This is a genomic window from Streptomyces sp. NPDC049879 (assembly GCF_044461265.1).
Lineage (GTDB): Bacteria > Actinomycetota > Actinomycetes > Streptomycetales > Streptomycetaceae > Streptomyces.
Genome location: NZ_JBITKT010000005.1, coordinates 105,300 through 129,708 on the forward strand (window position 1 = coordinate 105,300; position 24,409 = coordinate 129,708).

Below are 24,409 nucleotides of genomic sequence, written 5' to 3' on the forward strand. Positions count from 1 at the left end.
GTCGGCTGTGGCGGTAACGACCGGGCGGCCGTCACCGTTCCGGCTCTCCAGCCCCGGGCGCGCGCGGCCGACCTGAAGGGACATGCCGCCCGCGCACTTCCACGCCTACCACTGGCAGGGCGAACGCCGCGTCTTCGACCAGGAGGCCGACCGGCGCCCCGCCGCCGCACCCGGCACGCCGCCCTCGCCCGGTTTCCTCGCCAACCCGTGCACGCCCCTGCGGATCAGCGACTGGCTGCTGCGGCCCTCCGGCGCCGTGGCCCGTACCCTCGGCGCGCCGGACGCGGCGGCCGACTGGTTCGGCCGGGAGGCGGCACGGGCCGCACCCGCGTTCGCCGACGCGCACGAGCGGGCGGACGTGCCCGGCCGGGCACGGTCGGCGGCGCTGACGCTCGCCTGGGGCGGCGACGTGCACGCGGGCTGGTACCTGCGCGGGACGGGGTACCTCACGCTGGACGTCATCGGCTGCTCGCCCAACCACACCGATCCCCGCCTGCCCTGCCCCCTGCGCGGCTGACCCCGTCGCCCTCACCCCCGCTGCTCGCCCTCGGCGCTGCTGACCACCCGCCGCTGCGCAGGCACGGGCACCGGGTGACGCCTGCTGCCGCTGACGCGCGGCAGCCGCCGGATGGCGGGAACGGCCAGCAGTGTCGCGGGTCCCACGACGCACGCCACAGCACCGGCGAGCAGTACCTCGTCCGTACCGAACACCCCCGCAGCGGGCCCGGCCAGGGCCTGGCCGACGGGCATCATCACCAGGGAACCGGCGACCTCGTACGCGTGGATGCGGTTCAGCACCGCGCCCGGCACCTGCGTCTGCACCGACGTGGCCCACATGACGCCCCAGAACGCCATGCCGGCCCCGGCTATGACGAAACCCCCCATGACGACCGGCAGCGGCATGCCCGCGCCCACCGTCAGCGGCTGGAGGCAGTACCCGAACAGCACCACGGCCCCCACGCGCAGCGGATAGCGCGGACGGAACCGCATGGCCAGCAGCCCGCCCAGGGCCATGCCCGCGCCGAGCGCCGAGTTCACCAGGCCGTACGCGCCCTCGCCGTGCTCGCCGATCATCAGGGTCGCGACCAGCGGGACGGCCGGTCCCCAGGCCATCAGCATCAGCAGCATCCAGATGAGGATGACGCCCCACATCCACGTCCTGGCCCGGAACTCCTGCCAGCCCTCCACCAGGTCGGCGCGGAACGTGCCGGTGCCCCGTTCGCCGCGCTGCTGCGCCGGGAGCCGGAGCAGCAGGAGGCACAGGGCGCTGACGAGGTACGTGCAGGCGTGCACGGCGAACACCCCGCCGGGGGACGTGACACCGACGAGCGTGCCCGCCGTCGCCGGGCCGAGGACCGCCATCGCCGACTCGGCGGTGCGCACCGCCCCGTTCGCCCCCTGCACGTCCTCCGCTATACGCGGCACAGTGCTCGCCACGCCCGGCTGGAACATCGCCGCGCTGATCCCGTTCACCGCCCCGAAGGCGCACAGCTGCCACAGCTGCGCCTGCCCCGCGAAGAACAGCCACGCCGTCACCGACTGGGTGACGACGCGCACCACGTCCGCCCCGATCATCAGCCGCCGCGTCTCGAACCGGTCCGCGATCACCCCGCCGAAGACGACGAACCCCGCGAAGCATGCGGTGAACGACGCCAGCGCCGCGCCCACCGAGCCGGCCCCGCCGCCCTGCGCCACCAGCCCGGCCGCCAGGGCGACGGGCAGCATCATGTCACCGAGCTTGGCGACGGTGCGCGCCGTGAAGAAGAGGGCGAAGTTCCGCGACCACAGCCCCGGCGAGGATGTCATGGCCCCACTATCGCCCCGCTCGCGCAGGAGTGCGACGCGAATGCGGGCCTCCCGCGGGGGCTTACGGGTCAGCGCGCGCGGTCGTGGTGCGGGCCGGGTTCCAGTGGGGGCGAGGAGACGGCGCAGTGTGTGCGGCACTGCGGCGCGGCGGGGCGTTCGCCCCCTGGACGGCGGCCGTCCTCGCGTCCCTTCTCCGCCTGCACCAGTTCCCCCGGCACGGTGAACCAGGACACCAGCGCGCCCACCGCCATCAGCCCCGCGCAGACCAGCACCGCCCGGCCGAAGGCGGCGTCCACCGCGCCCGCGTCCCGGTAGTCGTCGGTGGACAGGCCGATCACCAGCGGGAGCGCCGCGACGGCGAACAACTGGGCGACGCGCGCGGCGGCGTTGTTCACCCCGCTGGCCACCCCGGCACGCCGGTCCTCCAGGGAGGCGAGGACCGTAGCGGTCAGGGGTGCGACAAACAGGCTCATGCCGAGGCCCTGCACGACGACGCCCGGGAGGATCGTCGTCCAGTACGAGCCGCCGGGGTGGACGCGGTGCAGCAGGAGCAGTCCGGCGGCGGCGATCAGCGGACCGACCGTCATGGGCAGCCGTGGGCCGATGCGCTGGGCCAGGGCACCGGCGGGCCCGGAGAGCGCGGTCATCAGCAGGGTGGTCGGGAGGGTGGCGACCCCGGCGGTGAGCGCCGAGTAGCCGAGGCCGTTCTGAAGCTGTGTCGGCAGCAGGAAGAAGACGCCGCCGATCGCCGCGTACAGGCACAGGGTGACCAGGTTGGCCGCGGTGAAGAGGCGGGAGCGGAAGACGTCCAGGGGGAGCATCGGCCGGGGCGCGCGCCGTTCACGCAGGACGAACAGCGCGCCGACCACCACACCGACCGCCGCCACCCACACCGTCCGCTGGATCAGCGCGTACGTGACGCCGCCCAGCGCGAGGGCGGCCAGCGCGGCGCCCAGCACGTCGAAGCGCCCCGACGCGTCCCAGTCCCGGCTCTCGGGCACCCCGCGCGTCAGCACCAGCACGACCAGCGCGAACGGCACGTTGATGAAGAAGATCCACCGCCAGCCCGGCCCGTCCACCAGCCAGCCGCCCAGGAACGGCCCGCACGCCGTCGCCACCCCGCCGAGCCCCGACCACAGGCCGACCGCCTTGGCGCGCTCCCCCGGCCGGAACGTCGCCTGGATCAGCGCCAGCGACCCTGGGGTGAGCAGCGCGCCGCCCACACCCTGGAGGGCACGCGCGGCGATCAGGGCGTTCCCGTTCGGGGCGATGCCGCACAGCAGCGACGCCAGGGTGAACCAGATGACGCCGATCACGAACACCCGGCGCCGCCCATAGCGGTCCCCCAGGCCGCCGCCGAGCAGGATCAGCCCGGCAAGGGTCAGCATGTATGCGTTGAGCGTCCACTGCAGGTCGGACAGCGGCACGTCCAGATCGGCGCCGATGCGGGGCAGCGCGACCGTGACGATGGTCCCGTCCAGCATCGCCATGCCCGAGCCGAACACGGCCGCGCCCAGCACCCGGCGCCCCGCGGGCTCCCGTACGGCGACCCCCGCCCCGTGGTCCCGCTCCTGCCGCGCCATGCGGCCATCATCCGCCGCCCCGGCCGGGCCCGCCCGTCGCGCGGGCGTGCGGGCGTGCGGACGTGCGGACCCGGCGGGCCGGTGCCAGCATGGAGGGGTGAGCGCGAAGGGACACGGGAAGGACGGCGGCGGCGAGGAGCTGTCCGAGTACCGGCGCAGGCGGGACTTCGACCGCACCCGCGAGCCGAGCGGCGGCTCGGCGGACGGCGCCGGGCCCCGTTTCGTCGTGCAGATCCACGACGCCAGCCGCATGCACTTCGACTTCCGTCTCGAAGCGGACGGCGTCCTCAAGTCGTGGGCCGTCCCCAAGGGCCCGTCCACCGACCCGCACGACAAGCGCCTCGCTATGCCCACCGAGGACCATCCGCTGGACTACCGCGACTTCGAGGGCACCATCGCCGAGGGCCAGTACGGCGCGGGCACCGTCATCATCTGGGACGAGGGCACGTGGCACCAGGAGCGCGGCTCGTCCGTCGCGGACGCGCTGCGCCGGGGGCACCTGTCGTTCGAACTGAACGGGCGCAAGCTGCGCGGCGGTTACGCGCTGACCCGCTTCCGTCAAGGCAAGGGCGAGGCATGGCTGCTGGTCAAGCGCGACGACAGCCACGCCTCGGGCCACGGCACGCCCGACCCGGTCCGCGCACGCTCCGCGCGCACCGGCCGCACGCTACGGCAGGTCGCGTCCGACGACTGACCACGACGGGTCCTGGTCGGCCGTGACGCGGCGGTCGCCCCGCGCGTACCGCACGCAGTACTCCACCGGCTCCTCGAAACACACCGCCTCCACCAGCGCGCCGTCCCCGCCCCGCGCCGTGTCGAACGCGTACCCGGTGCGCAGCACTTCGTCGCACGGCTCGTCCGTCTCCACCGTCGCGAACCCGCCGTCGTCCCTGCTGGCCCAGGTCCCCTCCACGATCCGCGTCATCCGCAGCTCCAGCACACCCGGGCGCGGGCAGCCCCACAGGAAACGCGTGACACTCAGCGTCCCCGACACGGACGCGTACACGGTCCAGCCCCCGCCGTCGGGCAGGAGGGCGAGGTCGCTGCTCTCCATCGCGCCGTAGTCGAACGGTCCGCTGGTCCAGTGCCCCACCAGGGCTGCGTCTCGGTCCACGCCCCCATCTTCACCCGATGCGGTGAACGGGGCGCCGCGCCGGCCTGTCCGGGCGCGGGCGGGGGGAGGCTTGGCCCGTGGTGATCGAGCTGCTGTCCCAGGCGTTCCAGGCGGAGCCTGTCATGCGCTGGATCTTCCCCGAGGAACGCCGCCGCAGGACGCTGCTGCCCGCCCTGTTCGACGTCCTGTTCGCGGAGCACCTCGCGGCCCACGGCGAGACGCTGGTGTCGGACGACGACGGCACGGCGGACGGCGTGCTGCTGTACGTCCCGCCGGGCCCGCCCCGTCCGCCCGCCGACCGGGCGGCGCGGTTCGCGGCGCGCCTGGAGGCGGCGGTGGGGCCGTACGCGGAGCGCGCGGTCACGGCGTTCGACACCCTGGCGGGCCGGCATCCGTACGCGCCGGCGCACTACCACGTGGCGTACTGCGCCGTACGCCCCGGCCGTCAGGGGCGCGGCATAGGCGGGGCGCTGCTGCGCGGGGTGCTGGAGCGGGCGGACCTCGACGGGGTCGGCACGTACGCCGAGTCCAGCTCGGCCCGGCTCCTCGGCCTCAACGTCCGGCACGGCTTCTCGCCCCTACCGGAGATCCCGCTGCCGGACGCCGGGCCCGTCGTGCGCCCGGCATGGCGGGAGCCGGTCGGGCCCTGAGGACTGGCCGGCCTCCCGCGCGCGGGCACGTCACCGCCCCGGTGACGGGTCGATCGCCACCGGGGCGGGTTCACAGTGTGTACGGAGACTCAGTGGTTCCCGTGGGCCGAGCTCGACGCGCCGCCGAACAGCCGACCCACCGCGCGGAACGGCAGTGTGACGACGGTGGCGATGGCGCCACCGATCTGGCGGAACACATCTCCGATGGCCTTCAGCATGGTTGACCTCCAAGGTGGTCACCCGGCGACTGCATCGGCCGGATGGGGCTTGCTTTCTCCGTTGTTCTACGGGTTCCGCGAACTCGCGCCAGGAAACCCACTTTTTCGCCCGCCCCGCCCACCACCTGCCAACTCGTCGTCCCCGCACGCGTTCCCGCAACATTCGGCTGCCAGAATCGAGCCGGCCCGGCGCCGGGCCGGGCGCCGCCCGACGGACGACCGAGGAGCCCCCGTGCCGCCCCCCTCCCGACCCCTGCGCCGCCTGGGATTCCTGACGATCGGCCTCTTCGACCCCGCCCATCCGCGCGGCGGCCACGAGTCGGTGCTCAGCATCATCGAACTGGGCGAGCGGCTCGGCTTCGACAGCGCCTGGGTCCGCCACCGCCACCTCCAGCACGGCATCTCCTCCCCCGTCGCCGTCCTCGCCGCCGCGACCCAGCGCACGACCCGCATCGCGCTGGGCACGGCCGTCATCCCCCTCGGCTGGGAGAACCCGCTGCGGCTCGCCGAGGACCTGGCGACCGTCGACGTACTGTCCGGCGGACGCCTCAACCCGGGCGTCAGCGTCGGCCCGCCGATGCACTTCGACCGCGTACGGGACGCGCTCTACCCGGACACGGCCGACGCCGAGGATTTCAGCCACCGGCGCGTACGGCGCCTCCTCGACCTCGTACGCGGCGCCCCGGCCAGCGACTTCAGCGGCACCGAGGGCATCGAGGTCTTCTCCGCCCGCGTCCAGCCCCACTCCCCCGGCCTCGCCGACCGCATGTGGTACGGCGGCGGCAGCCTCGGCTCGGCCCAGTGGGCGGGCGAGCAGGGCATGAACCTGCTGACCAGCAACGTCGTCAAGGCCGAGGAGTCCGAGGACTTCGCCGCGATCCAGCTCTCCCACATCCGCCGCTTCCGCGCCCACCACCCGGCCGGCGACCGCGCCCGCGTCTCCCAGGGCCTCGTGGTGATCCCGACCGACACGGCCTCGCCGGAACAGCGCGCGAAGTACGAGGCGTACGCCGCCCAGCGCCTCCCCCGCACCACCACGACCCACGGCCCCCGCCGGATGATGTACGCCCCCGACCTCGTCGGCCCTTCCGCCCACATCGCCGAACAGCTCCACGCCAACCCGGCCTTCCAGCAGGTCGAGGAGGTGGTCTTCCCCCTCCCCTTCACCTTCGACCACGCCGACTACGTCCAGATCCTGACCGACATCGCCACCCACCTGGCCCCCACCCTCGGCTGGCACCCCCCGCACTGACCCGATCCGCTAAGCTATCCCCGTCCCACGCCCTCGTAGCTCAGGGGATAGAGCACCGCTCTCCTAAAGCGGGTGTCGCAGGTTCGAATCCTGCCGGGGGCACAGAGAACGCGAGCAGGTCAGAGACACGTACGGGCTCCTTCGGTCGAGTGGACGGAGGGGCCTTTCGCTGTGCTGAGGCTGTGTCGCGCGCTCATCTCCGCAGGGCTGTCCCGTGGTTGTCCGGTCAGGCGGTGAGGAGGGTGACCGGGATGTTGTCGCGTGTCGCGTTGGAGTACGGGCAGACCTGGTGTGTGGTCTCGACGAGGTCGTGAGCGACTTCCGGCGGGAGGCCGTCCGGCAGCTTCGTCCGCAGGGTGACGTCGAGCTGGAAACCGCCCTGGCCGTTGGGGGCGAGGCCGACTTCGGCGGTGACCGACATGCCCGGGACGTCGATCCGCTTCCGCTGGGCTACCAGTCGCAGGGAGGAGGCGAAGCAGGCGGCGTAGCCCGCCGCGAAGAGCTGCTCCGGGTTGGTGCCGTCGCCGGTGCCGCCCAACTCGCGCTGGAGGGCCAGCCCGACGTCCAGCTTGCCGTCCGAGCTGACGGCGCGGCCGTCGCGGCCGGTCGCGGTCGCTGCCGCGGTGTACAGGGTCATGTCCTGCCCTTCCGGTAGGCCGATCGGTCGATCCGTTCGGCCTGCTCAGCGTAGGAAGGCCGGTAACCGCTTCCCATGCCTCACCGTCTCCCATTCCTGTCCGATCGTCTTGTGGGCGGCGGTCCAGCGATACGATCGGGCAATGGACGTGCTCAGCGACGCGATCGGCGTCATGCGCATGGGGCGCCCGCATTCCACCGAGATCCGCAAGCACGCGCCGTGGGGAGTACGGGCAGAGCCGTTCTCCGGGGCCGGGTTCCACGTCGTACTCACAGGAACGTGCTGGCTGATCCCTCCGGCGGGCGACGCGATCGCCCTGGGCGTGGGCGACGTGGTGTGCCTTCCGCACGGCTGCGGGCACGCGCTGGCAGACAGCCCGTCGACGTCCCTGACGGGTGCGCCCTCGGCCTCCCTGCCGGAGTTGGTGCCGAGCGCCGACCACGGCGCGGGCCCCACGGCGGTCCTGCTGTGCGGCGCGTACACACTCGACCGGACCCGACCCCATCCCCTGTTCGAGGAACTGCCCGAGGTCATCCACCTCCCGGCGCGCCTCGGCCACCGCACGCCGCTCCGTGCGGCCGTCGGCCTGCTCGGCGACGAGATCGCCCACCCCGGCCACGGCACCGACGCGGTCGTGTCGGCCCTGCTGGACATCATGCTGCTGTACATCCTGCGGGCCTGGTTCGACGAGCAGACCGACGACGGCCCGGCCACCGGGTGGGCCGCGACGCTGCGGGACCCGGCGGTCGCCACGGCACTGCGCCACATCCACCAGGAGCCCGCCGGGCAGTGGACGGTCGAGGCGCTGGGCGCGAAGGCCGGACTGTCGCGCGCTGCCTTCTCCCGCCGGTTCACCTCGCTGGTCGGCAGACCGCCGCTCGGCTACCTGACGTGGTGGCGGATGACCCTGGCGGCGCGGCTGCTGCGCGACGGCGACGCGTCGGTGCAGACCATCGCGCAGCGCACCGGATACACCTCCGAATTCGCCTTCGCCAAGGCGTTCAAGCGCGAGTACGGCCTGGCCCCCGGCCAGTACCGCAGGCAGGCGCGGGGGTAGTCGGGTCCGCCGGGAGGGGGGCGGTCTCGAAGGCGGCGAACACTTAGGGTAGCCTTGCCTAAATTTTGGGTCGGGTGAGGAGTCAGAGCCGATGTGGCGTGGGGAGGTGTCGGGGCGGCGTGTGCTGTGGGGTGCTGTGCGGGGGCAGCGGCGGGATGTCGTGGTCGCCGCTGTGCTCGGTGCGGGGCACCAGGCGGCCGAGGCGTTCGTCCCCGTTCTCATCGGCGTCGTCGTCGACCGGGCCGTCGCCGATGGTGACGGCGGGGGGATGCTGCGCTGGCTCCTCGTGCTCGCGGCCGTCTACGTCGGCCTGTCGCTGAGCTTCCGCCTCGGCGCGCGCGCCGGGGAGCGCGCTGCCGAACGGGCGGCGCACGCGCTGCGGGTGCGCCTCGTGGACCGCGTGCTGCACCCCGGGGGCGGCGCCGACGAGGGGCGGCTGCCCGGCGTGCTCGCCAGCGTCGCGACGGAGGACACCCGCCGCGTCGGCGCCGTGTGCATGGCGGCGACCCTCGGGATCGGCGCGGCCATGGGCCTGCTGGTGGGCGCGGTCGTGCTGCTGCGCATCTCCGCCGCGCTCGGACTGCTCGTCCTGCTCGGCGTCCCGGTCATCCTCGTGCTCGGCCACTTCCTGAGCAAGCCCCTGGAACGCCGCAGCGCCGCCGAGCAGGAGCGCGCCGCGCACGCGTCCGGTGTGGCCGCCGACCTGGTGGCGGGCCTGCGGGTGCTCAAGGGCATCGGCGCCGTGCCCGCCGCCGTGGGCCGCTACCGGCAGACGAGCCGCGCCTCGCTCGGCGCGACGCTGCGGGCGGCCCGCGCCGAGGCGTGGCAGAACGGCCTGACGACGGGGCTGATCGGCGTGTTCATCGCCGTCGTGGCGCTCGTCGGCGGGCGGCTCGGCGCGGAGGGTTCCGTCGGGCTCGGGGAGCTGGTGGCGGCCGTGGGCCTGGCGCTGTTCCTGATCTCGCCGCTCCAGACGCTGGCCTGGGTGAACGCCGAGCTGGCGCAGGGCCGCGCGTCGGCCGCCCGGGTCGCCGAGGTGCTGGCGGCGCCGACGGCCGTCGCGGTGGGCGGGCCGGCGCCCGGCCGCCCGTACGGGGGCGTGCTGCGGCTGCGCGACCTGCACACGGGCGGGCTGCACGGTTTCGACCTGACGCCGCTGCCCGGCGAGGTGCTCGGCGTGGCGGTGACCGACCCGGCGCACGCGCTGGCGCTGGTGCGCTGCCTGGGCCGGGAGACCGAACCCGAGGCGGGGGGCGTGGAGCTGGACGGCGTGCCCGTGGACGCCCTGGACCCCGCCGGGGTGCGGGAGGTGCTGCTCGTCGCGGCGCACGACGCCGACCTGTTCGACGGGACGGTGGCCGAGAACATCGCGGCGGGCGCCCCGGAGGGCGCCGACCTGGCGGACGCCATGGCGGCGGCCGGGGCGGACGAACTCGGCGCGGGCCAGCCCGTCGGGGAACGGGGACAGTTCCTGTCCGGCGGGCAGCGGCAGCGCGTCGCCCTGGCGCGCGCACTGGCCGCCGATTCCCCGGTGCTGGTGCTGCACGACCCGACCACGGCCGTGGACGCCGTGACCGAGGCCCGTATAGCGAACGGACTGCGCGCGCTCCGTACGCGCGAGCCGGGACGCACGACGATGCTGATCACCACGAGCCCCGCGCTGCTCGCCGTCACCGACCGGGTGATGTGGGTGGACGGCGGCCGGACGGTGGACGTCGCGTCGCATGAAGAGCTGGTGCAGCGGCATTTCTCCTACCGAGCGGCGGTGCTGTCGTGAGTGCCATGGACCCCGGCGGCACCCCTGAGCGCGAGTTGCTGCCCGTCGCGTCTGCTTCCCGCACCCGCGCCGCTGTACGCGACCTGCTGCGCGGCCGTACGGGGGCGGCGGTCGCCGCGTTCGGCACCATGGCCGCCGCCACCGCCGTCGGACTGCTGACGCAGCCGCTGCTCGGCCACATCGTGGACCTGGTCGCGGAACGGCGCGGCGCGGGCGTGCTGACGGTGCCCGTGCTGCTGCTCGCGGCCGTCGCGCTGGCGCAGGGCATCGGTACGGCGCTGGGACTGTCCCTGATCGCCCGCCTGGGCGAGACCGTGCTCGCCGGACTGCGCGAACGGTTCGTCGAGCGCGCGCTGCACCTGCCGCTCACCCAGGTCGAACGGGCCGGTACCGGCGACCTCACCGCCCGCGTCACCGGTGACATCGCCGTCGTCGCCCAGGCCGTGCGGCACGCCATGCCGGAGCTGGCCCGTTCGCTCCTCACCATCGTCCTCACCTTCGGCGCGCTGGCCCTGCTGGACTGGCGCTTCCTGGTGGCCGCCCTGCTGGCCGTGCCCGTACAGGCCCACACCGCGCGGTGGTACGTGCGCCGCGCCGTCCCGCTCTACGCCGAGCAGCGCATCACGACCGGTGCGCAGCAGCAGCAGTTGCTGGAGACCATCGGCGGCGCCGCGACCGTGCGCGCGTTCCGCATGGAGCGGCGGCACATGGAAGCGGTCGCCGCACGGTCCTCCGCCGCTGTGGCCGTGACGCTGCGCGGCGTACGGCTGGTGCTGCGTTTCTACGCGCGGCTGCACATCGCGGAGTACGTGGGGCTGACGGCCGTGCTGCTGACCGGTTTCTGGCTGGTGCGGGACGGGTCCGTGTCCATCGGCACCGCCACCGCCGCGGCCCTGTACTTCCACAGTCTCTTCAACCCCGTCAACGCCGCCCTCGTCCTGATGGACGACGCCCAGTCCGCCCAGGCGGGGCTGGCGCGGCTGGTCGGCGTCTCGGACCTGCCGGTGCCTGCCGAGGCCCCCGTGGCACGCGAGGCGCTGCCGGGGGAGATCACGGTCAGCGGGCTCACGTACGCGTACCGGCCAGAGCATCCCGTGCTGCACGGCGTGGACCTGGCGGTCAGGCCCGGCGAACGGGTCGCGCTCGTCGGGGCGAGCGGCGCGGGCAAGACGACACTGGCGCGGATCGTCGCGGGCATCCACGACGCGGGGGGCGGCTCCGTACGGGTCGGCGGCGCGGTGGGGCTGGTCAGCCAGGAGGTGCACGTCTTCGCCGGGACACTGGCCGAGGACCTGCTGCTGGCGCGGCCGGACGCGGACGAGGCGGCGCTGCGGGCGGCGCTCGACCGCGTGGGCGCGCTGGAGTGGGCCGAGGCGCTGCCCGGCGGGCTCGGGACGGTCGTCGGCGAGGGGGGCCACCGGCTCACCGCGACGCAGGCCCAGCAGCTCGCGCTGGCGCGGCTCGTCCTGGCCGATCCGCCGGTCGCCGTGCTGGACGAGGCCACCGCCGAGGCGGGCAGCGCGGGGGCGCGCGCCCTAGAGCGCGCCGCCGACCGCGCGCTTGAGGGGCGCACGGCGCTGATCGTCGCGCACCGGCTCACGCAGGCGCGGGCCGCCGACCGGATCGCCGTGCTCGACGGGGGACGGCTGGTCGAGTGCGGCACGCACGACGAGCTGTGCGCGGCGGGCGGGGTGTACGCCGGGTTGTGGAACACCTGGTCCAGCTCACGCGCCGTCGCCCCCTGACGACCCCCTCCCCGTCCCCCCGATCCCCTTCCGGAAGATCCACCCGAGAAAGACCAGAGGTACCACCATGCGCCACTCCCCACGTCGGCGGCAGTCCGCCGCCGTCGCCGCGTTCGCCGCCCTGCTGCTCACCGCCGCCACCGCGTGCGGCGGCTCGGACGACACGGACGACTCCGGCGCGTCCGGCGGCTCGGAAGGGTCCGGGGACTCCGGGTCGCAGGGGTCGGCCGAGGCCGGCGCGTTCCCCGTGACCCTCGACGGGCGTTTCGGCGAGACGACCATCGAGGAGGAGCCCGAGCGGATCGTGACCGTCGGCCTGACGGACCAGGACGCCGTGCTGGCGCTCGGCAAGGTCCCCGTCGGCACGACGGACTGGCTGAGCCTGCACGACGCCGCCATCGGCCCGTGGGCCGAGGAGGCCCTGGGCGACGCCGACCGGCCGGAGATGCTGACGGACCCGGGCACCGGGCCGCAGGTCGAGGCGATCGCGGAGCTGCAGCCCGACCTGATCCTCGCCGTGTACTCCGGCCTCACCCAGGATCAGTACGACAATCTGAGCCAGATAGCCCCCGTGGTGACGGCTCCCGAGGGCGTCCCCGACTGGGGCGTGGCCTGGGAGGACCAGACGCGGATCATCGGCACGGCGCTGGGACAGCCCGAGCGCGCGGACGAGCTGATCGAGGGCGTCGAGGCGACGTTCGCCGAGACCAGGGAGGCGCACCCCGAGTTCGACGGGCAGACCGGCGTCGTGGCGACCCCGTGGGAGGGCAACTACGCGTTCGGCAGCAGCGACCCGCGCTCGCAGCTGCTCGCCGGGCTCGGCTTCTCCGTACCGCAGGAGCTGGACGACGTGATCGGTGACGACTTCGGCGCCACCATCAGCCGGGAGCGCACCGACCTGTTCGACCAGTCCGTCGCGGTGTGGCTCGTCGGCGACACCGAGACGGCCCCGGACGAGGTGCACAGCGACGCGCTCTACGGCGACCTCGACGTCGTCACGGAGGGCCGCGAGATCTTCGTGAACGAGACGTCGGACCTGGGCGCCGCGTTCTCCTTCGGCACGGTGCTGAGCCTGCCGTACACCGTCGAGCACCTCGCGCCGCTGCTGTCGGCGGCCGTGGACGGCGACCCGGCGACGGCGGTCGAGACCCCCGCGGAATGACCGGTGGCGCGATCGGCGCGAGACCCTGTCCGGCCGCCCCGCCCCCGGGTGGGAGCGGCCGGACGGGCCGCCGGGAGCGTGAGTTAAGGTTTGCCTAACCTAAGGACGCCGACGGTGAGCTGAGGAAGCCAGTGGAGAGAGAACGGTGAGCGGTCGCGGCAAGGGACTGCGCCCTCTTCTGCTGGTGTTCGCGCTGGTCGGCGCGCTGCTGGTGGTCTGCCTGCTGTCGCTGATGTTCGGCTCGCGGGAGATACCGCCGGGCGACGTGCTGCGCACGCTGCTCGGTGACGCGCCGGACCCGCGCGTGGACGACATCGTGTGGGACGCGCGCGTGCCCCGTACGGTGCTGGCGCTCGCCACGGGCGCGGCGCTGGGGCTCGCCGGGGGGCTCATGCAGGCGCTGACGCGCAACCCGCTCGCCGACCCGGGCATCCTGGGGGTGAGCGCGGGAGCCTCGTTCGCCATCGTGCTGTCCACGGCGATGCTGGGGATCGGCGCGCCGAACGCGTACATCTGGTTCGCGTTCGCCGGGGCGCTGGCGGCCACGGTCGCCGTGTACCTGCTGGGCGGTTCGGGGCGCGCGGGGATGACGCCCGTGAAGCTGGCGCTCGCGGGGGTCGCGATCACCGGGCTGCTCTCGTCCCTGACGAGCGCGATGGTGCTCGTGAAGCCCGAGGCGCTGAACCGTTTCCGCTTCTGGTCGGCGGGCTCCCTGGCCGACGACAACTCGGCCGCGCTGCAGCAGGTGGCTCCCTTCCTCGTCGCCGGGATCGTCCTCGCCCTGCTCTGCTCGCCGTCGCTGAACAGCCTCGCCCTGGGCGACGACATGGCGGCGGCGCTCGGCCGCCGCGTCGGCCTCATCCGGCTGGCGGGCGTCGTGGCGATCACGCTGCTGACCGGAACCGCCGTCGCGCTCATCGGGCCCGTCGTCTTCCTCGGCCTCGCGGTGCCGCACATGGCGCGCGTCCTCACGCAGCGGGCCGGCATCGGGCCCGACCAGCGCTGGCTGCTGCCGGTCTCGGCGGCGCTGGCGCCCTGCCTGCTCCTCGTCGCCGACGTCGTGGGGCGGCTCATCGCGCGGCCGGCGGAGGTGCAGGCCGGGGTGCTGGTGGCCTTCATCGGCGGCCCGTTCTTCATCGCCCTGGTCCGCCGCCAGCGCCTGGCGGAGGTGTGACATGACGGGTACGGGAACGGAAACGGGGACGACGACGGCGGCCGCGGAGACCGCGCCGCGGCGGGAACGTGTCTCGGCACGCCGGACGTTCCGCCTCACGGCGCCGCCGGTCTCCGGGTACGTCCGGATACGTCAGCTCGCCGTCTGCGGCGCCTTGGCCGCGGCGGTGTTCCTCGCGTTCTGCTGGACCATGTCCGTCGGTGACCTCACCATTCCCTTCGCCGATGTCCTGCGGGCGGTCGCGGGGTCGGGTGACGGTGGAACGCTCCTGATCGTCCAGGAGTTCCGCATGCCGCGCGCGCTGGCGGGCGTCCTGGTCGGCGCCGCGTTCGGCATCTCCGGCGCGATCCTCCAGACGATGACCCGCAACCCGCTCGCCAGCCCCGACATGATCGGCATCACCCAGGGCGCGGGCACCGCCGTCGTCGCGAGCGCCGTCCTCGGCTGGGGCGGCGCGCTGGGCACGCAGACCCTCGGCATCCTCGGCGCGCTGGCCACGGCCCTGCTGATCTGGGCGCTGTCCTGGCAGCGCGGCACCACCGGCTACCGGATCATCCTCGTCGGCATCGGCATCTCGTGGATCTGCACCAGCGCCACCGACTACCTCCTCGCCCGCGGCCGCGCCCTGGAGGCGCAGTCCGCGCTCGGCTGGCTCTTCGGCAATCTGAACGGGCGCACGTGGGAGCACGTCCAGCCCCTCGCCTGGGCCATGGCCGTGCTGGTGCCCGCCGCGCTGCTGCTCAGCCGCTGGAGCCTCACGCTGCAGCTCGGCGACGACGTCGCCACCGCCCTGGGCACCCCGGTGCAGCCGGTGCGCGTGGCGCTGCTGCTGACGGCCGTGGGCCTGGTCGCGTTCGGTACGGCGACGGGCGGGCCCATCGCGTTCGTCGCGCTGGCCGCGCCGCAGATCGCCCAGCGCCTCACCCGTACGGCGTGGCCGCCACTGATCGCTTCCGCACTCACCGGCGCCCTGGTCGTCGTACTGTCCGACCTCGCTGCACGCGAAGTACTGCCCGGCACGGAACTGCCGGTCGGTGTCGTCACCGGCGTGCTGGGGGCGCCGTTCCTGCTCTGGCTGCTCATCCGTGTCAACCGCGCGGGTTCAGGAGGCTGACCGTGAAGACCCTGCACCGCGACGTGCCCGGCACCGCCCCGGACACGCGACAGTCCCCCGGACCCGACCTGCGCGCCGACGCGCTACGGCTCGCGTACGGCGAACGGCTGGTGGCCGAGCACATAGACCTGGCCATTCCACCGGGCCGCGTCACCGCCATCGTCGGCGCCAACGCGTGCGGCAAATCCACGCTGCTGCGCGCCCTCGCCCGGCTGCTGGCGCCCCGCGCCGGGGCCGTGCACCTGGACGGCCGCGCCCTGTCGTCCATCCCCACCCGCGAACTGGCCCAGCGGCTCGGCATCCTGCCGCAGGGGCCGGTGGCGCCGGAGGGGCTCACCGTCGTGGACCTGGTCAGTCGGGGCCGTTCGCCGCACCAGACGTGGTGGCGCCAGTGGTCGGGCGGCGACGAGCGCGCCGTGCACGACGCGCTGGCCGCCACCGGGATGACCGAGCTGGCGGACCGCACGGTGGACGAACTGTCCGGCGGGCAGCGGCAGCGCGCCTGGATCGCCATGGCCGTCGCGCAGGGGACCGACGTGCTGCTGCTCGACGAGCCGACGACGTACCTCGACCTCGCGCACCAGATCGACGTCCTCGACCTGGTCACGGACCTCAACCGCGAGCAGGGCCGCACGGTCGTGATGGTGCTGCACGACCTCAACCAGGCCTGCCGGTACGCCGACCACCTGGTCGCGATGAAGGGCGGGCGCGTCGTGGGCGAGGGCGACCCGGCCGAGGTCATCACGGCCGAGGCGGTGGAGGAGGTCTTCGGGCTCCGCTGCCGCGTCGAGCCCGATCCGGTGAGCGGCACGCCGATGGTGATCCCGCTGGGCCGCCACCACGGCGGGCCGTTGTCAGTGGCCCGTGGGAAGGTGGTCCCGCAGGAAGGCCAGGGTGCGGGTCCAGGCCAGTGACGCGGACGGCGCGTCGTACGCCTCCGGGCGTTCGTCGTTGAAGAACGCGTGGCCGGCCGGGTACGAGTAGAGCGTCGGGGTGCGGCCGGTCCGGCGCTTGAGTGTGGTGTGCAGTGCGGTGACGGCGTCCGGGGGGATCGAGTCGTCGTGCTCGCCGTAGTGGCCGAGGACGGCGGCGGTCATGCCGGTGAAGTCGGGCGCGGGCTCGGGGAAGCCGTAGAACGGGACGGCGGCGGCGACCCGTTCGTCCGCCGCGGCCAGGTGCAGGACGAACGTGCCACCCATGCAGAAGCCGACCGCGCCCACCCGCCCGCCGGTGGTCTCCGGCAGGCCGAGCAGGTGGTCGACGGCGCCCGCGAGGAGCGGGACGGCGCGCTCGGGCGGCAGGTCGGCGATCATGCGCCGGGCCTCGTCGGTGTCGTGCGCCACGCGTCCGCCGTACAGGTCGGGGGCGAGCGCGACGAAGCCCTCCCGCGCGAACCGGTCGGTGACGTCGGCGATGTGGTCGGTCAGGCCCCACCACTCCTGGATGACGATCAGGCCGGGTCCGGTGCCGGAGCCGGGCCGGGCGAGGTAGCCGTGGGCGGTGGTGCCTGCGCTGGGGAAGGCTGCGTTCTGCCGGGCGTGCTGTGGGGCGGGCATGGCGCGAGCGTAGTGCGGCGGAGGGCGCCGGGCGGTGCGGCGCGGCGCCCTCGGGCGGGCCGCGGCGTCAGGCGGTGGGCAGGGCCAGGACGACGGCGAACCGCTCCTGGGGATCGGTCCACCACTGCTCCACGGCGAACCCGGCCGCCGCCAGCTCGGCCGTCAGCGGCTCGCGGCGGAACTTGACGGAGATCTCCGTGCGCAGGTCCTCGCCGCGCGCGAAGTCGACGGCCAGGTCGAGGGGCGGGATCTTCGCCGAGGTCGCGACGCGGGCGCGCAGGCGCATCTCCATCCGCTCCTGCTCCGCGTTCCACACGGCGCGGTGGTCGAACGCGCCGGGCTGGAAGTCGGCGTTCAGCTCGCGGTTGAGGACCGTGAGGAGGTTCTTGTCGAACTCGGCGGTGACGCCCTGCTGATCGTCGTAGGCGCGGATCATCCTCGCCGGGTCCTTGACCAGGTCGACGCCGAGGAGCAGCGCGTCGCCGCCGGTGAGCGCGGAGCGCAGCCGGGAGAGGAACGCGGTGCGCTGCTCGGTGTCGAGGTTGCCGAGCGTGGAGCCGAGGAACGCGACGAGGCGCGGGCCCGTCTCGCCGGGGGGCGGGAGGGCGAGGTCGTGCTCGAAGTCGGCGAGGACGGCGGTGACCGCGAGGGTGGGGTAGTCGCGGGAGAGCGCCTGTCCTGCCTCGCCGAGCGCGGTGCTGCTGACGTCGATGGGGACGTAGCGTTCGAGGGTTCCGGCGGCGGCGAGGGCGTCGAGGAGGATGCGGGTCTTCTCGGAGGAGCCGGAGCCGAGTTCGACGACGGTGCGGGCGCCGGTCTGCTCGGCGATGTCGGCGGCGTGGGCGCGCAGGGCCATGCGTTCGGCGCGGGTCAGGTAGTACTCGGGAAGGCGGGTGATGCGGTCGAAGAGGACGCTGCCCCTGGCGTCGTAGAACCACTTCGGCGACAGCGACTTGGGGCTGGCGGTGAGTCCGGCCGCGACGTCCTCGCGGAGGGCGGCGGCGTAGTGGTCGGCGGGGAGGCGGTCGTCGAGGGAGTACGGAGGTGTCATGTTCGTCCTCTCACAGGGCTTTTATGCTGACCGTGCTGTGATGGGTGGTGAGCAGGGAGTGGTCGGGGACCTCGTGCCAGTCGGGCCTGCCGGGGACGGGTTCGGATGCGACGGTGACCCGGTCGGCGGCGGCGTGGTACCAGAGGGACGCGCCGAGGCGTACGGCGGTGAGGTTGCCGCCGTCGGTGAGGAGGAGGTTGAGACGGGCGTCCGGGCGGACGCCGTGGGTGCGGCGTACGACGTCGGCGAGCGCGTCCGCGGGCGCGTGGCCCGAACGGAGACGGCGCGCCACCATGAGCCACAGGAGCGCGGCGTCGCTGCGGGCTTCGAGGCTGAGCAGTTCGGCGGCGGTGAGGGGTTCGCCGATGTCGGCGGGGAGTGACTCCCATTCGTCCACCGACCCGTTGTGGCTGAACAGCCAGGGGCCGAGGGCGAACGGGGCGCTGGCGGCCTCGTCGCGGCTGGTGCCCGCCGTGGCGTCGCGGACGGCGGCGACGACGGCGCCGCTGTGCAGGACGGGGAGGAGATCGGGGAGGTTGATGTCGGCCCAGATGGGGATGGAGCGGCGATAGCGGACCGGGGTGGCGGCGGCGCCAGGTCCTGGCGGGTACCAGCCGATGCCGAAGCCGTCCGCGTTGACCGTGCCGTGGTCTTGGAGGCGGGGTGACCAGGATTGTTCGTAGAGGCTGTGCGGCGGGGCGGTGATCAGCTCGGCCAGGGAGCGTGGCGGGCCCAGATAGGCGAGGTGGCGGCACATCAGCGGCCGGCCCCTGTGTCGCGGCAGGTCCGGAAGCCGGCGAAGATCTGCCGCCTGACGGGGAAGTCCCAGTTGCGGAACGTCCCCCGGCAGGCCACCGGGTCCGTGCCGAACGAGCCGCCGCGCAGCACCTTGTAGGACGTGCCGAAGAACACCTCGCTGTACTCGCGGTAGGGGTGCGCGGCGAAGCCGGGGTGGGGTCCGAAGTCGTCGGCGGTCCACTCCCAGACATCGCCCAGGAGTTGTCTGGCTCCGCAGGGCGCGGCGCCCTGGGGGTACGAGCCGGCGGGTGCGGGCTGGAGGTGGCGCTGCCCGAGGTTGGCGTGCTCGGGTCCCGGCGGGGTGTCGCCCCAGGGGTGGCGGAGGGAGCGGCCGGTGGCCGGGTCGTGGCGTGCGGCCTTCTCCCACTCGGCCTCGGTGGGCAGCCGCCGCCCCGCCCACCGCGCGTAGGCGTCGGCCTCGTACCAGGAGACGTGGCAGACGGGTTCGTCCGGCGGTACCGGTTCGGCGTGGCCGAAGCGGCGGCGCAGCCACAGTCCGCCGTCGCGCCGCCAGAAGGCTGGCGCGGTCAGTTGGGCGCGCTGCCGGTGGAACCAGCCGTCGGGGTGCCACCAGCGCGGGTCGTCGTAGCCGCCGTCCGCGATGAAGTCCTGGTAGGCGGCGTTGGTGACGGGAACGGTGTCCAGCCAGAAGGGGGCAATATGGACGGTGTGGGCCGGGCGTTCGTTGTCGAGCGCCCAGGGGTCGTCGGCCGCGTCGACGCCCATGGTGAACGGACCGCCGGGGACGAGGACCTCGCGCGGGAGCCGGTCCGCGCCCGCGGGGGCGGGCCGTGGCGCGGGGGCGTCGAGGACGGCCCGGCCGCGCCGCAGCTGGTGCGTGGCGAGCATCGTCTCGTCGTGCTGCTGCTCGTGCTGCGCGACCATGCGGAAGAGGAAGTCCTCGCCGGGCGGCGCCGACGCGAGAACGTCCAGGGCCCGTTCGCGGACGTCGGCGAGGTAGCGACGGGCAGGTCCGGGGGGCAGCAGGGGCAGGGCGGGCCGGTCGGCGCGCGGGGTGCGGAAGGCGTCGTAGTGCGGGTCGAGGTCGGCGCGCAGCGCGGGCAGGCCGCCCGCTGCGCGGACGAGCCAGATGTCCTCCTGGTTGCCGATGTGGGCGAGGTCCCAGACCAGGGGGGACATCAGCGGGGAGTGCTGGGCGAGGAGTTCGTCGTCCGGCAGGCAGTCGGTGAGGGCGAGGGTGCGCCGCCTGGCGGCTTCCAGGGCGGAGCGGGCGTGGGGCGCGGGACTGCCCGGCGGTTCCGGCGCCGTGGCGGGGGCCGTACCGGCGGCGGTGGCGGCCGTGGGCGCGGCGGGCGGCTCCGGCGTAAGGGTGTCCTCGGTCATCGGTGGCTCTCCTGGCGGCGGAACGGGGGCGGGAAGGGCGGGGAAAGCGGGGACGGCGGTGACGGCGGGCGGTCAGGAGCGGGCTGCGTCGTCGAGCTGGTCGTCCGCCGGGCACCGGCCGCGTGCGGCGTACCGCTCGGCGAAGGCGGCGACGGCGCGGCGCAGCGACGCGTCGGCGGGATCGCGCGCCAGCACGGACTCGGCGGCGGCGAGGCAGGCGCGTACGGCGGGCCCGAGGAGCGGGTCGGACGGCCCCCGGTGCGCGGCACGCAGCCACAGCTCAGGGCCCGGCAGCGGGCCGCCGCCGGTGAGCGGCTCCGTCGCGCGGTGGGCGGCCTCCGCCCCGGCCGGGTCGTCCAGCAGGGCGCGCACGACGGCCAGCGGCACCGTCCAGCCGTCGCCCGGCTGGGCGTCGATCATCCGCAGTTCCAGCCAGCCGCGCGGCCTGACCGGCGGGAAGAGCGTGCCCAGGTGGTAGTCGAGGTCGGCGAGGCCGGGGCGTTCGCCGTGCGGCGCGCGCAGCCAGGAGCGGAACGAGCGGCCGGGCGGCGCGGACCACGCGGCGGGCGGCGACCGGCGGACGCACAGGAGCGGCGCGTCGAGCGCATACCTGGTCCAGGCGGCGCGGGGGTCGCCGTCCCCGGCGCCGCGTCCCGGCGTCCCGGTCAGCGCCGGGCGGGTACGGCTGGGGTCGATCCTGCCCCAGACGGCCTGCCGGGTGGACCGCCAGCCGGTCGGGCGGCCGCGCCACAGCGGCGAGTTGGCGAACGCGGCGACGAGCACCGGGCCGAGCCGGTGGGCGAGCCGCCAGCGGTGGCGGTACCCGGCCGGGCCGTCCGTGTCGTCGCCCGCGTCCACGCAGACCTGCACGGAGGCGGTGGCGCGCATCATGACCCGCCCCGCCGCGCCGTACCGGTCGAAGTAGTCCTCCATGGCGCGGTAGCGCGGGTGGTCGAGCACGCGGGGCTGGGCGCGGAGGGGTTCGAGGCCGCTGTCGACGGGGGCGAGGCCCGCGTCCGCCAGTGCCTCGCGCAGCCGGGCGCAGTCGGCGGCGGCGTCCCGTACGCAGGTGGCGAGGTCGGGCGCCGGCCGGCTGCTCAGCTCGGTCTGGCCGCCGGGCTCGCGCGTCAGGCGGCTGCCGCCCGGCAGGGCGCCGGGCGCGGCCAGCGGGGCGAGCGCGGCGTCGAGGAGGGCGGGCGGGACGGCCCTGCGCGGGTCGCGGGCGTCGCGGACGAGCCACTCCAGCTCGACGCCGACGCGGCGCGGCTGGCCCGTCGTGAAGCAGACCCGGCCGACGTGGGCCTCGGCGTCGCGCTCGGACAGGGAGCCGCCGTCGCCGGGCGCGGGCCCGCCGGGTCCGGGGCGTGGGAGCACGGGCGCGCCGGGATCGCGTTCGTCCAGCATCCGCCACCTCCGCGCGCCCGTTCTGTCCCGTTTGTGCGGGCCGATGGGTTCACGCTACGGCGGCGGGGGCCGCCCGTCGTGCGGCGGGCGGCCGGGCGGGTGGCGGCCGCCCGGCGCGCCCGCGGGAAGGCGGGCGGCCGGGCGGCGCGGGCGTCAGGCGGCGGACGCGGTCAGGCGGCGGACGGCCAGCTCGGCGTAGAGCGCGGCGCCGTCCGGGAGCACGGACTCGTCGAACGCGGCCAGCGGCGAGTGGTTGCCCGGCGCGGTCTCCGGCTCGCGGCCCTCCAGGGTGGCGCCCAGGAAGAGCATGGCGCCCGGCACCTCCGCGATGACGCGGGAGAAGTCCTCCGAGCCGAGGATCGGGTTCTCCATCGGCCGGTAGTGCTCCTCGCCGTGCAGTTCGCGCACGGTGTCGGCGGCGAACGCGGCCTCGGCGGCGTCGTTCACCGTGACCGGGTACTGCTCGGAGAAGTCGGCCTCCACCTCCAGGCCGTGCGCCGCCGCGATGCCGCGGACGACGGCGAGCGTCCCCTCGCGGAGCCTGTCCTTCGCCTCCTCGGAGAAGCAGCGGATGGTGGCGGCGAAGGACGCGGTGTCCGGGATGATGTTCGTCGCCGTGCCCGCATGGAAGCGGCCCACCGTCAGCACGACCGGGTCGAAGACGTCGAACGCGCGGGTGACGAACGTCTGGAGCGCCGTCACCATCTCGCACGCCGCCGGGATCGGGTCCTTCGCGCGGTGCGGGGCCGAGCCGTGCCCGCCGGCGCCGCGCACCGTGACCTCCAGGACGTTGGAGGACGCCATCGCGGGGCCGCCGCGCGCGGTGAACACGCCGCGCGGGGTGTCGTTCGACATGACGTGGAGCGCGTAGGCGGCCACCGGCCGGTCGCCCGCCGCGTCGAGGACGCCCTCGTCGAGCATCTGCCCGGCGCCGTCCCAGCCCTCCTCGCCCGGCTGGAACATGAACAGGACGTTCCCCGCGAGCCGGTCGCGGTGCGCCGACAGGAGGGTGGCCGCCCCCGCGAGCATCGCGGTGTGCAGGTCGTGGCCGCAGGCGTGCATGCGCTCGCCCTGCGCGGCGAACGGCAGGCCGGTGCGCTCGGTGACGGGCAGCGCGTCCATGTCGCCGCGCAGCAGCACGGTCGGCCCCGGCAGCGCGCCCCGCAGGACGCCGGTGACGGAGCTGAGGCCCTGGCCGGTGGACAGTTCGAGCGGCAGGCCGTCGAGCGCGCCGAGCACCGTCTCCTGGGTGCGCGGCAGGTCGAGGCCGACCTCGGGCACGGCGTGCAGGGCTCGGCGCAGGCGTATGAGGTCGTCGGACAGGGACAGGGCGTCTTCGCGGAGGTTCACCGGGGCCTCATCTTCCGTGTTCGCGGGGGAACGGGTGGAGCGTCGGGGGGTGGTCGAGGCGGGCGTCTCAGAGGATTTCGGGTCGTACCGGGTCGCGGACGACCGGCGTCAGGATCGTAGCGTTCCCCTTCGGCTGTGTCGCCGCCCGCCCGGCGCTGTCGCTGATCCTGATCAGCAGCGCGACCAGCAGGCAGTTCGCCACCATGGAGGAGCCGCCCTGCGCGAGGAACGGAAGTGCCTTGCCCGTCAGGGGGATCAGGCCGGTGACGCCGCCTCCGACGATGAAGACCTGCAGCGCCACGACCGTGGAGAGCCCGGCGGCGAGGAGTTTGCCGAACGGGTCGGTGGCGGCGAGCGCGGCGGCGAACCCCCGCTGGATCAGCAGCACGTACAGCAGCACGACCAGCGTCGTACCGGCGAGGCCCAGTTCCTCGCCGACGGTCGCCAGGATGTAGTCGCTGCGGCCCGCGAACCCGATCTGGTACGAGTGCCCCTGGCCCAGGCCCGTCCCGGTCAGGCCGCCTGCGCCGAAGCTGAAGAGGGACTGGGCCAGTTGGTCCGAGATCAGGCCGGGCGGCCGCTGCTCGGGCGGCAGGAAGATGGCCATCGGGTCGAGCCACGCCTGCACCCGGCCCTTGACGTGCGGCTGCGTGGTGGCGACGACGACCGTGCCGACCACGGCCATCAGCGCGCCGAGGACGACCCAGCCGGTGCGCCGCGTGGCGACGTACAGCATCACGATGAAGACGCCGAAGAAGATGAGCGACGTGCCGAGGTCGCGTTCGTAGAACAGCACGACGAGGCTCACCGCCCAGACCAGCAGCACCGGCCCCGCGTTGCGCCCCCGGGGCAGCGCCAGGCCGAGGACGCGGCGGCCGACGAGGGCGAGCGCGTCGCCCGTCGCCGTCAGGTAGCCGGCGAAGAAGACGACGATCATCACCTTGACGAACTCGCCCGGCTGCACGGACAGCGAGCCGACCGTGATCCAGCGCTTGGCGCCGTACTCGTCCGCGCCGAACAGGGCGGGGGCCATCAGCAGCGCCATCGCGACGGCCATGCCGCTGTACACGTACCGCTGCAGTATCCGGTGGTGGTGGACCACGACCAGCGTCGCGATCAGGACGCCGACGCCGATCAGGGCCCAGGTCGCCTGGGCGGGCGCGAGGGGCAGCGACTGGTAGTCGGACGGGGGGTGGTGCAGCGCGTAGTCGTGGTCGAGGCGGTCGATCAGGACGAGGCCCAGACCGACGAGCAGCACCGTGACCGGCAGGAACAGCGGGTCCGCGTACCGGGCGAAGCGGCGTATGGCGAGGTGGGCGACGAGCGCGGCGGCCCCCAGCACGGCGGCGTACGCGGGCAGGCCGGTGGGTATCCGCTCCTCCATGGCCAGCCCGGCGGCGGCGTGGCCGCCCGTCGCGATGGCCACGGCGAAGAGGACGAGCGCCAGCTCGGTGTTCCTGCGGCGCGCGGTCCAGCGCCTGACCCACCGGTCGTCCAGCCGGCCGTACCCGCCGTACCCGCGCATCGCTCTCCCCACCCCACCGGGCTCCCCCGCTCGGACACGCCGTACGGCGGGCCGGCCCTGAGCGGCAACCTACCCGTGGCGCGGACGGGCGT

23 protein-coding genes and 1 tRNA gene are annotated in these 24,409 nt (G+C 74.6%); 12 read left to right on the top strand and 12 right to left on the bottom strand.

From position 1 onward, the window contains the following. Positions 1 to 82: 82 nt before the first annotated feature. Positions 83 to 517, top strand: coding sequence for a hypothetical protein (locus tag ACIBPC_RS18410; RefSeq protein ID WP_398845860.1), 435 nt, complete (start codon positions 83 to 85; stop codon positions 515 to 517). Between the two features lie 11 nt (positions 518 to 528). On the opposite strand, the gene ACIBPC_RS18415 is transcribed toward ACIBPC_RS18410, so the two are convergent. Then, a complete protein-coding gene (locus ACIBPC_RS18415; protein WP_362958393.1) occupies positions 529 to 1,806 on the bottom strand; it encodes an MFS transporter in 1,278 nt (425 codons plus the stop codon). A 68-nt stretch (positions 1,807 to 1,874) separates the two neighbouring features. Next, positions 1,875 to 3,389, bottom strand: coding sequence for an MFS transporter (locus tag ACIBPC_RS18420; protein ID WP_398845864.1), 1,515 nt, complete (start codon positions 3,387 to 3,389; stop codon positions 1,875 to 1,877). Positions 3,390 to 3,486: 97 nt separating this feature from the next. On the opposite strand from ACIBPC_RS18420, the gene ACIBPC_RS18425 reads away from it, so the two are divergent. Next, entirely contained in the window at positions 3,487 to 4,083 is a 597-nt protein-coding gene (locus ACIBPC_RS18425; protein WP_398845867.1) for a DNA polymerase ligase N-terminal domain-containing protein, read from the top strand. Here the strand turns inward: ACIBPC_RS18425 and ACIBPC_RS18430 are convergent. Continuing rightward, the gene (locus tag ACIBPC_RS18430) at positions 4,057 to 4,503 is read right to left on the bottom strand and encodes a hypothetical protein (protein ID WP_398845869.1); all 447 of its coding nucleotides are present in this window, start codon (positions 4,501 to 4,503) and stop codon (positions 4,057 to 4,059) included. The genes ACIBPC_RS18425 and ACIBPC_RS18430 overlap by 27 nt on opposite strands. Before the next feature lie 77 nt (positions 4,504 to 4,580). Between ACIBPC_RS18430 and ACIBPC_RS18435 the strand changes: the two genes are divergently transcribed. Beyond that, positions 4,581 to 5,153 carry a GNAT family N-acetyltransferase gene (locus ACIBPC_RS18435; protein ID WP_362958404.1) on the top strand — a complete coding sequence of 191 codons (573 nt, stop codon included), beginning with the start codon at positions 4,581 to 4,583 and terminating at the stop codon, positions 5,151 to 5,153. A gap of 89 nt (positions 5,154 to 5,242) precedes the next feature. Here the strand turns inward: ACIBPC_RS18435 and ACIBPC_RS18440 are convergent, their stop codons facing one another. Next, a complete protein-coding gene (locus ACIBPC_RS18440) occupies positions 5,243 to 5,371 on the bottom strand; it encodes an LPFR motif small protein (RefSeq protein WP_362958407.1) in 129 nt (42 codons plus the stop codon). Positions 5,372 to 5,603: 232 nt separating this feature from the next. Here ACIBPC_RS18440 and ACIBPC_RS18445 point away from each other — a divergent pair, with 232 nt between their 5' ends. Then, a complete protein-coding gene (locus ACIBPC_RS18445) occupies positions 5,604 to 6,623 on the top strand; it encodes an LLM class flavin-dependent oxidoreductase (protein WP_398845873.1) in 1,020 nt (339 codons plus the stop codon). Positions 6,624 to 6,652: 29 nt separating this feature from the next. Then, positions 6,653 to 6,725: transfer RNA gene (locus tag ACIBPC_RS18450), tRNA-Arg, on the top strand. Positions 6,726 to 6,849: 124 nt separating this feature from the next. Here the strand turns inward: ACIBPC_RS18450 and ACIBPC_RS18455 are convergent. Beyond that, positions 6,850 to 7,260: an organic hydroperoxide resistance protein gene (locus ACIBPC_RS18455; protein ID WP_398845875.1), complete on the bottom strand. Its 411-nt coding sequence runs from the start codon at positions 7,258 to 7,260 to the stop codon at positions 6,850 to 6,852. A gap of 142 nt (positions 7,261 to 7,402) precedes the next feature. Between ACIBPC_RS18455 and ACIBPC_RS18460 the strand changes: the two genes are divergently transcribed. The 7 genes from ACIBPC_RS18460 to ACIBPC_RS18490 all read left to right on the top strand — a co-directional run bounded on the left by ACIBPC_RS18460 (position 7,403) and on the right by ACIBPC_RS18490 (position 16,203). Then, positions 7,403 to 8,317, top strand: coding sequence for an AraC family transcriptional regulator (locus tag ACIBPC_RS18460; RefSeq protein WP_398845877.1), 915 nt, complete (start codon positions 7,403 to 7,405; stop codon positions 8,315 to 8,317). A gap of 220 nt (positions 8,318 to 8,537) precedes the next feature. Then, the gene (locus ACIBPC_RS18465; RefSeq protein ID WP_398846561.1) at positions 8,538 to 10,094 is read left to right on the top strand and encodes an ABC transporter transmembrane domain-containing protein; all 1,557 of its coding nucleotides are present in this window, start codon (positions 8,538 to 8,540) and stop codon (positions 10,092 to 10,094) included. Positions 10,095 to 10,099: 5 nt separating this feature from the next. Next, on the top strand, positions 10,100 to 11,839 hold the full coding sequence (locus ACIBPC_RS18470; RefSeq protein WP_398846563.1) for an ABC transporter ATP-binding protein: 1,740 nt from the start codon (positions 10,100 to 10,102) through the stop codon (positions 11,837 to 11,839). A gap of 67 nt (positions 11,840 to 11,906) precedes the next feature. Continuing rightward, positions 11,907 to 13,001: an iron-siderophore ABC transporter substrate-binding protein gene (locus tag ACIBPC_RS18475; RefSeq protein ID WP_398845880.1), complete on the top strand. Its 1,095-nt coding sequence runs from the start codon at positions 11,907 to 11,909 to the stop codon at positions 12,999 to 13,001. Between the two features lie 145 nt (positions 13,002 to 13,146). Next, a complete protein-coding gene (locus ACIBPC_RS18480; RefSeq protein WP_398845883.1) occupies positions 13,147 to 14,175 on the top strand; it encodes a FecCD family ABC transporter permease in 1,029 nt (342 codons plus the stop codon). Position 14,176: 1 nt separating this feature from the next. Then, positions 14,177 to 15,289: a FecCD family ABC transporter permease gene (locus tag ACIBPC_RS18485; protein ID WP_398845885.1), complete on the top strand. Its 1,113-nt coding sequence runs from the start codon at positions 14,177 to 14,179 to the stop codon at positions 15,287 to 15,289. A gap of 11 nt (positions 15,290 to 15,300) precedes the next feature. Then, the gene (locus tag ACIBPC_RS18490) at positions 15,301 to 16,203 is read left to right on the top strand and encodes an ABC transporter ATP-binding protein (protein ID WP_398846565.1); all 903 of its coding nucleotides are present in this window, start codon (positions 15,301 to 15,303) and stop codon (positions 16,201 to 16,203) included. Here the strand turns inward: ACIBPC_RS18490 and ACIBPC_RS18495 are convergent. From ACIBPC_RS18495 to ACIBPC_RS18525, 7 genes are all read right to left on the bottom strand, one after another. After that, on the bottom strand, positions 16,144 to 16,845 hold the full coding sequence (locus ACIBPC_RS18495; RefSeq protein ID WP_398845888.1) for a dienelactone hydrolase family protein: 702 nt from the start codon (positions 16,843 to 16,845) through the stop codon (positions 16,144 to 16,146). The genes ACIBPC_RS18490 and ACIBPC_RS18495 overlap by 60 nt on opposite strands. 67 nt (positions 16,846 to 16,912) lie before the next feature. After that, the gene (gene egtD, locus ACIBPC_RS18500; RefSeq protein ID WP_362958430.1) at positions 16,913 to 17,896 is read right to left on the bottom strand and encodes an L-histidine N(alpha)-methyltransferase; all 984 of its coding nucleotides are present in this window, start codon (positions 17,894 to 17,896) and stop codon (positions 16,913 to 16,915) included. A gap of 10 nt (positions 17,897 to 17,906) precedes the next feature. Then, positions 17,907 to 18,653 carry an ergothioneine biosynthesis protein EgtC gene (gene egtC / locus ACIBPC_RS18505; RefSeq protein ID WP_398845892.1) on the bottom strand — a complete coding sequence of 249 codons (747 nt, stop codon included), beginning with the start codon at positions 18,651 to 18,653 and terminating at the stop codon, positions 17,907 to 17,909. Next, the gene (gene egtB, locus ACIBPC_RS18510; RefSeq protein ID WP_398845894.1) at positions 18,653 to 20,038 is read right to left on the bottom strand and encodes an ergothioneine biosynthesis protein EgtB; all 1,386 of its coding nucleotides are present in this window, start codon (positions 20,036 to 20,038) and stop codon (positions 18,653 to 18,655) included. Before egtB ends, egtC begins: the two co-directional genes overlap by 1 nt. A 72-nt stretch (positions 20,039 to 20,110) precedes the next feature. Beyond that, complete coding sequence (gene egtA / locus ACIBPC_RS18515) at positions 20,111 to 21,442, bottom strand: ergothioneine biosynthesis glutamate--cysteine ligase EgtA (RefSeq protein ID WP_398845897.1); 1,332 nt, start codon at positions 21,440 to 21,442, stop codon at positions 20,111 to 20,113. 153 nt (positions 21,443 to 21,595) lie between these two features. Beyond that, a complete protein-coding gene (locus ACIBPC_RS18520) occupies positions 21,596 to 22,792 on the bottom strand; it encodes a M20 family metallopeptidase (RefSeq protein ID WP_398845900.1) in 1,197 nt (398 codons plus the stop codon). A 67-nt stretch (positions 22,793 to 22,859) separates the two neighbouring features. After that, positions 22,860 to 24,317 (bottom strand): FtsW/RodA/SpoVE family cell cycle protein, encoded by a 1,458-nt coding sequence (locus tag ACIBPC_RS18525; RefSeq protein ID WP_398845902.1) that lies wholly within the window; start codon positions 24,315 to 24,317, stop codon positions 22,860 to 22,862. Positions 24,318 to 24,409: the final 92 nt, after the last annotated feature.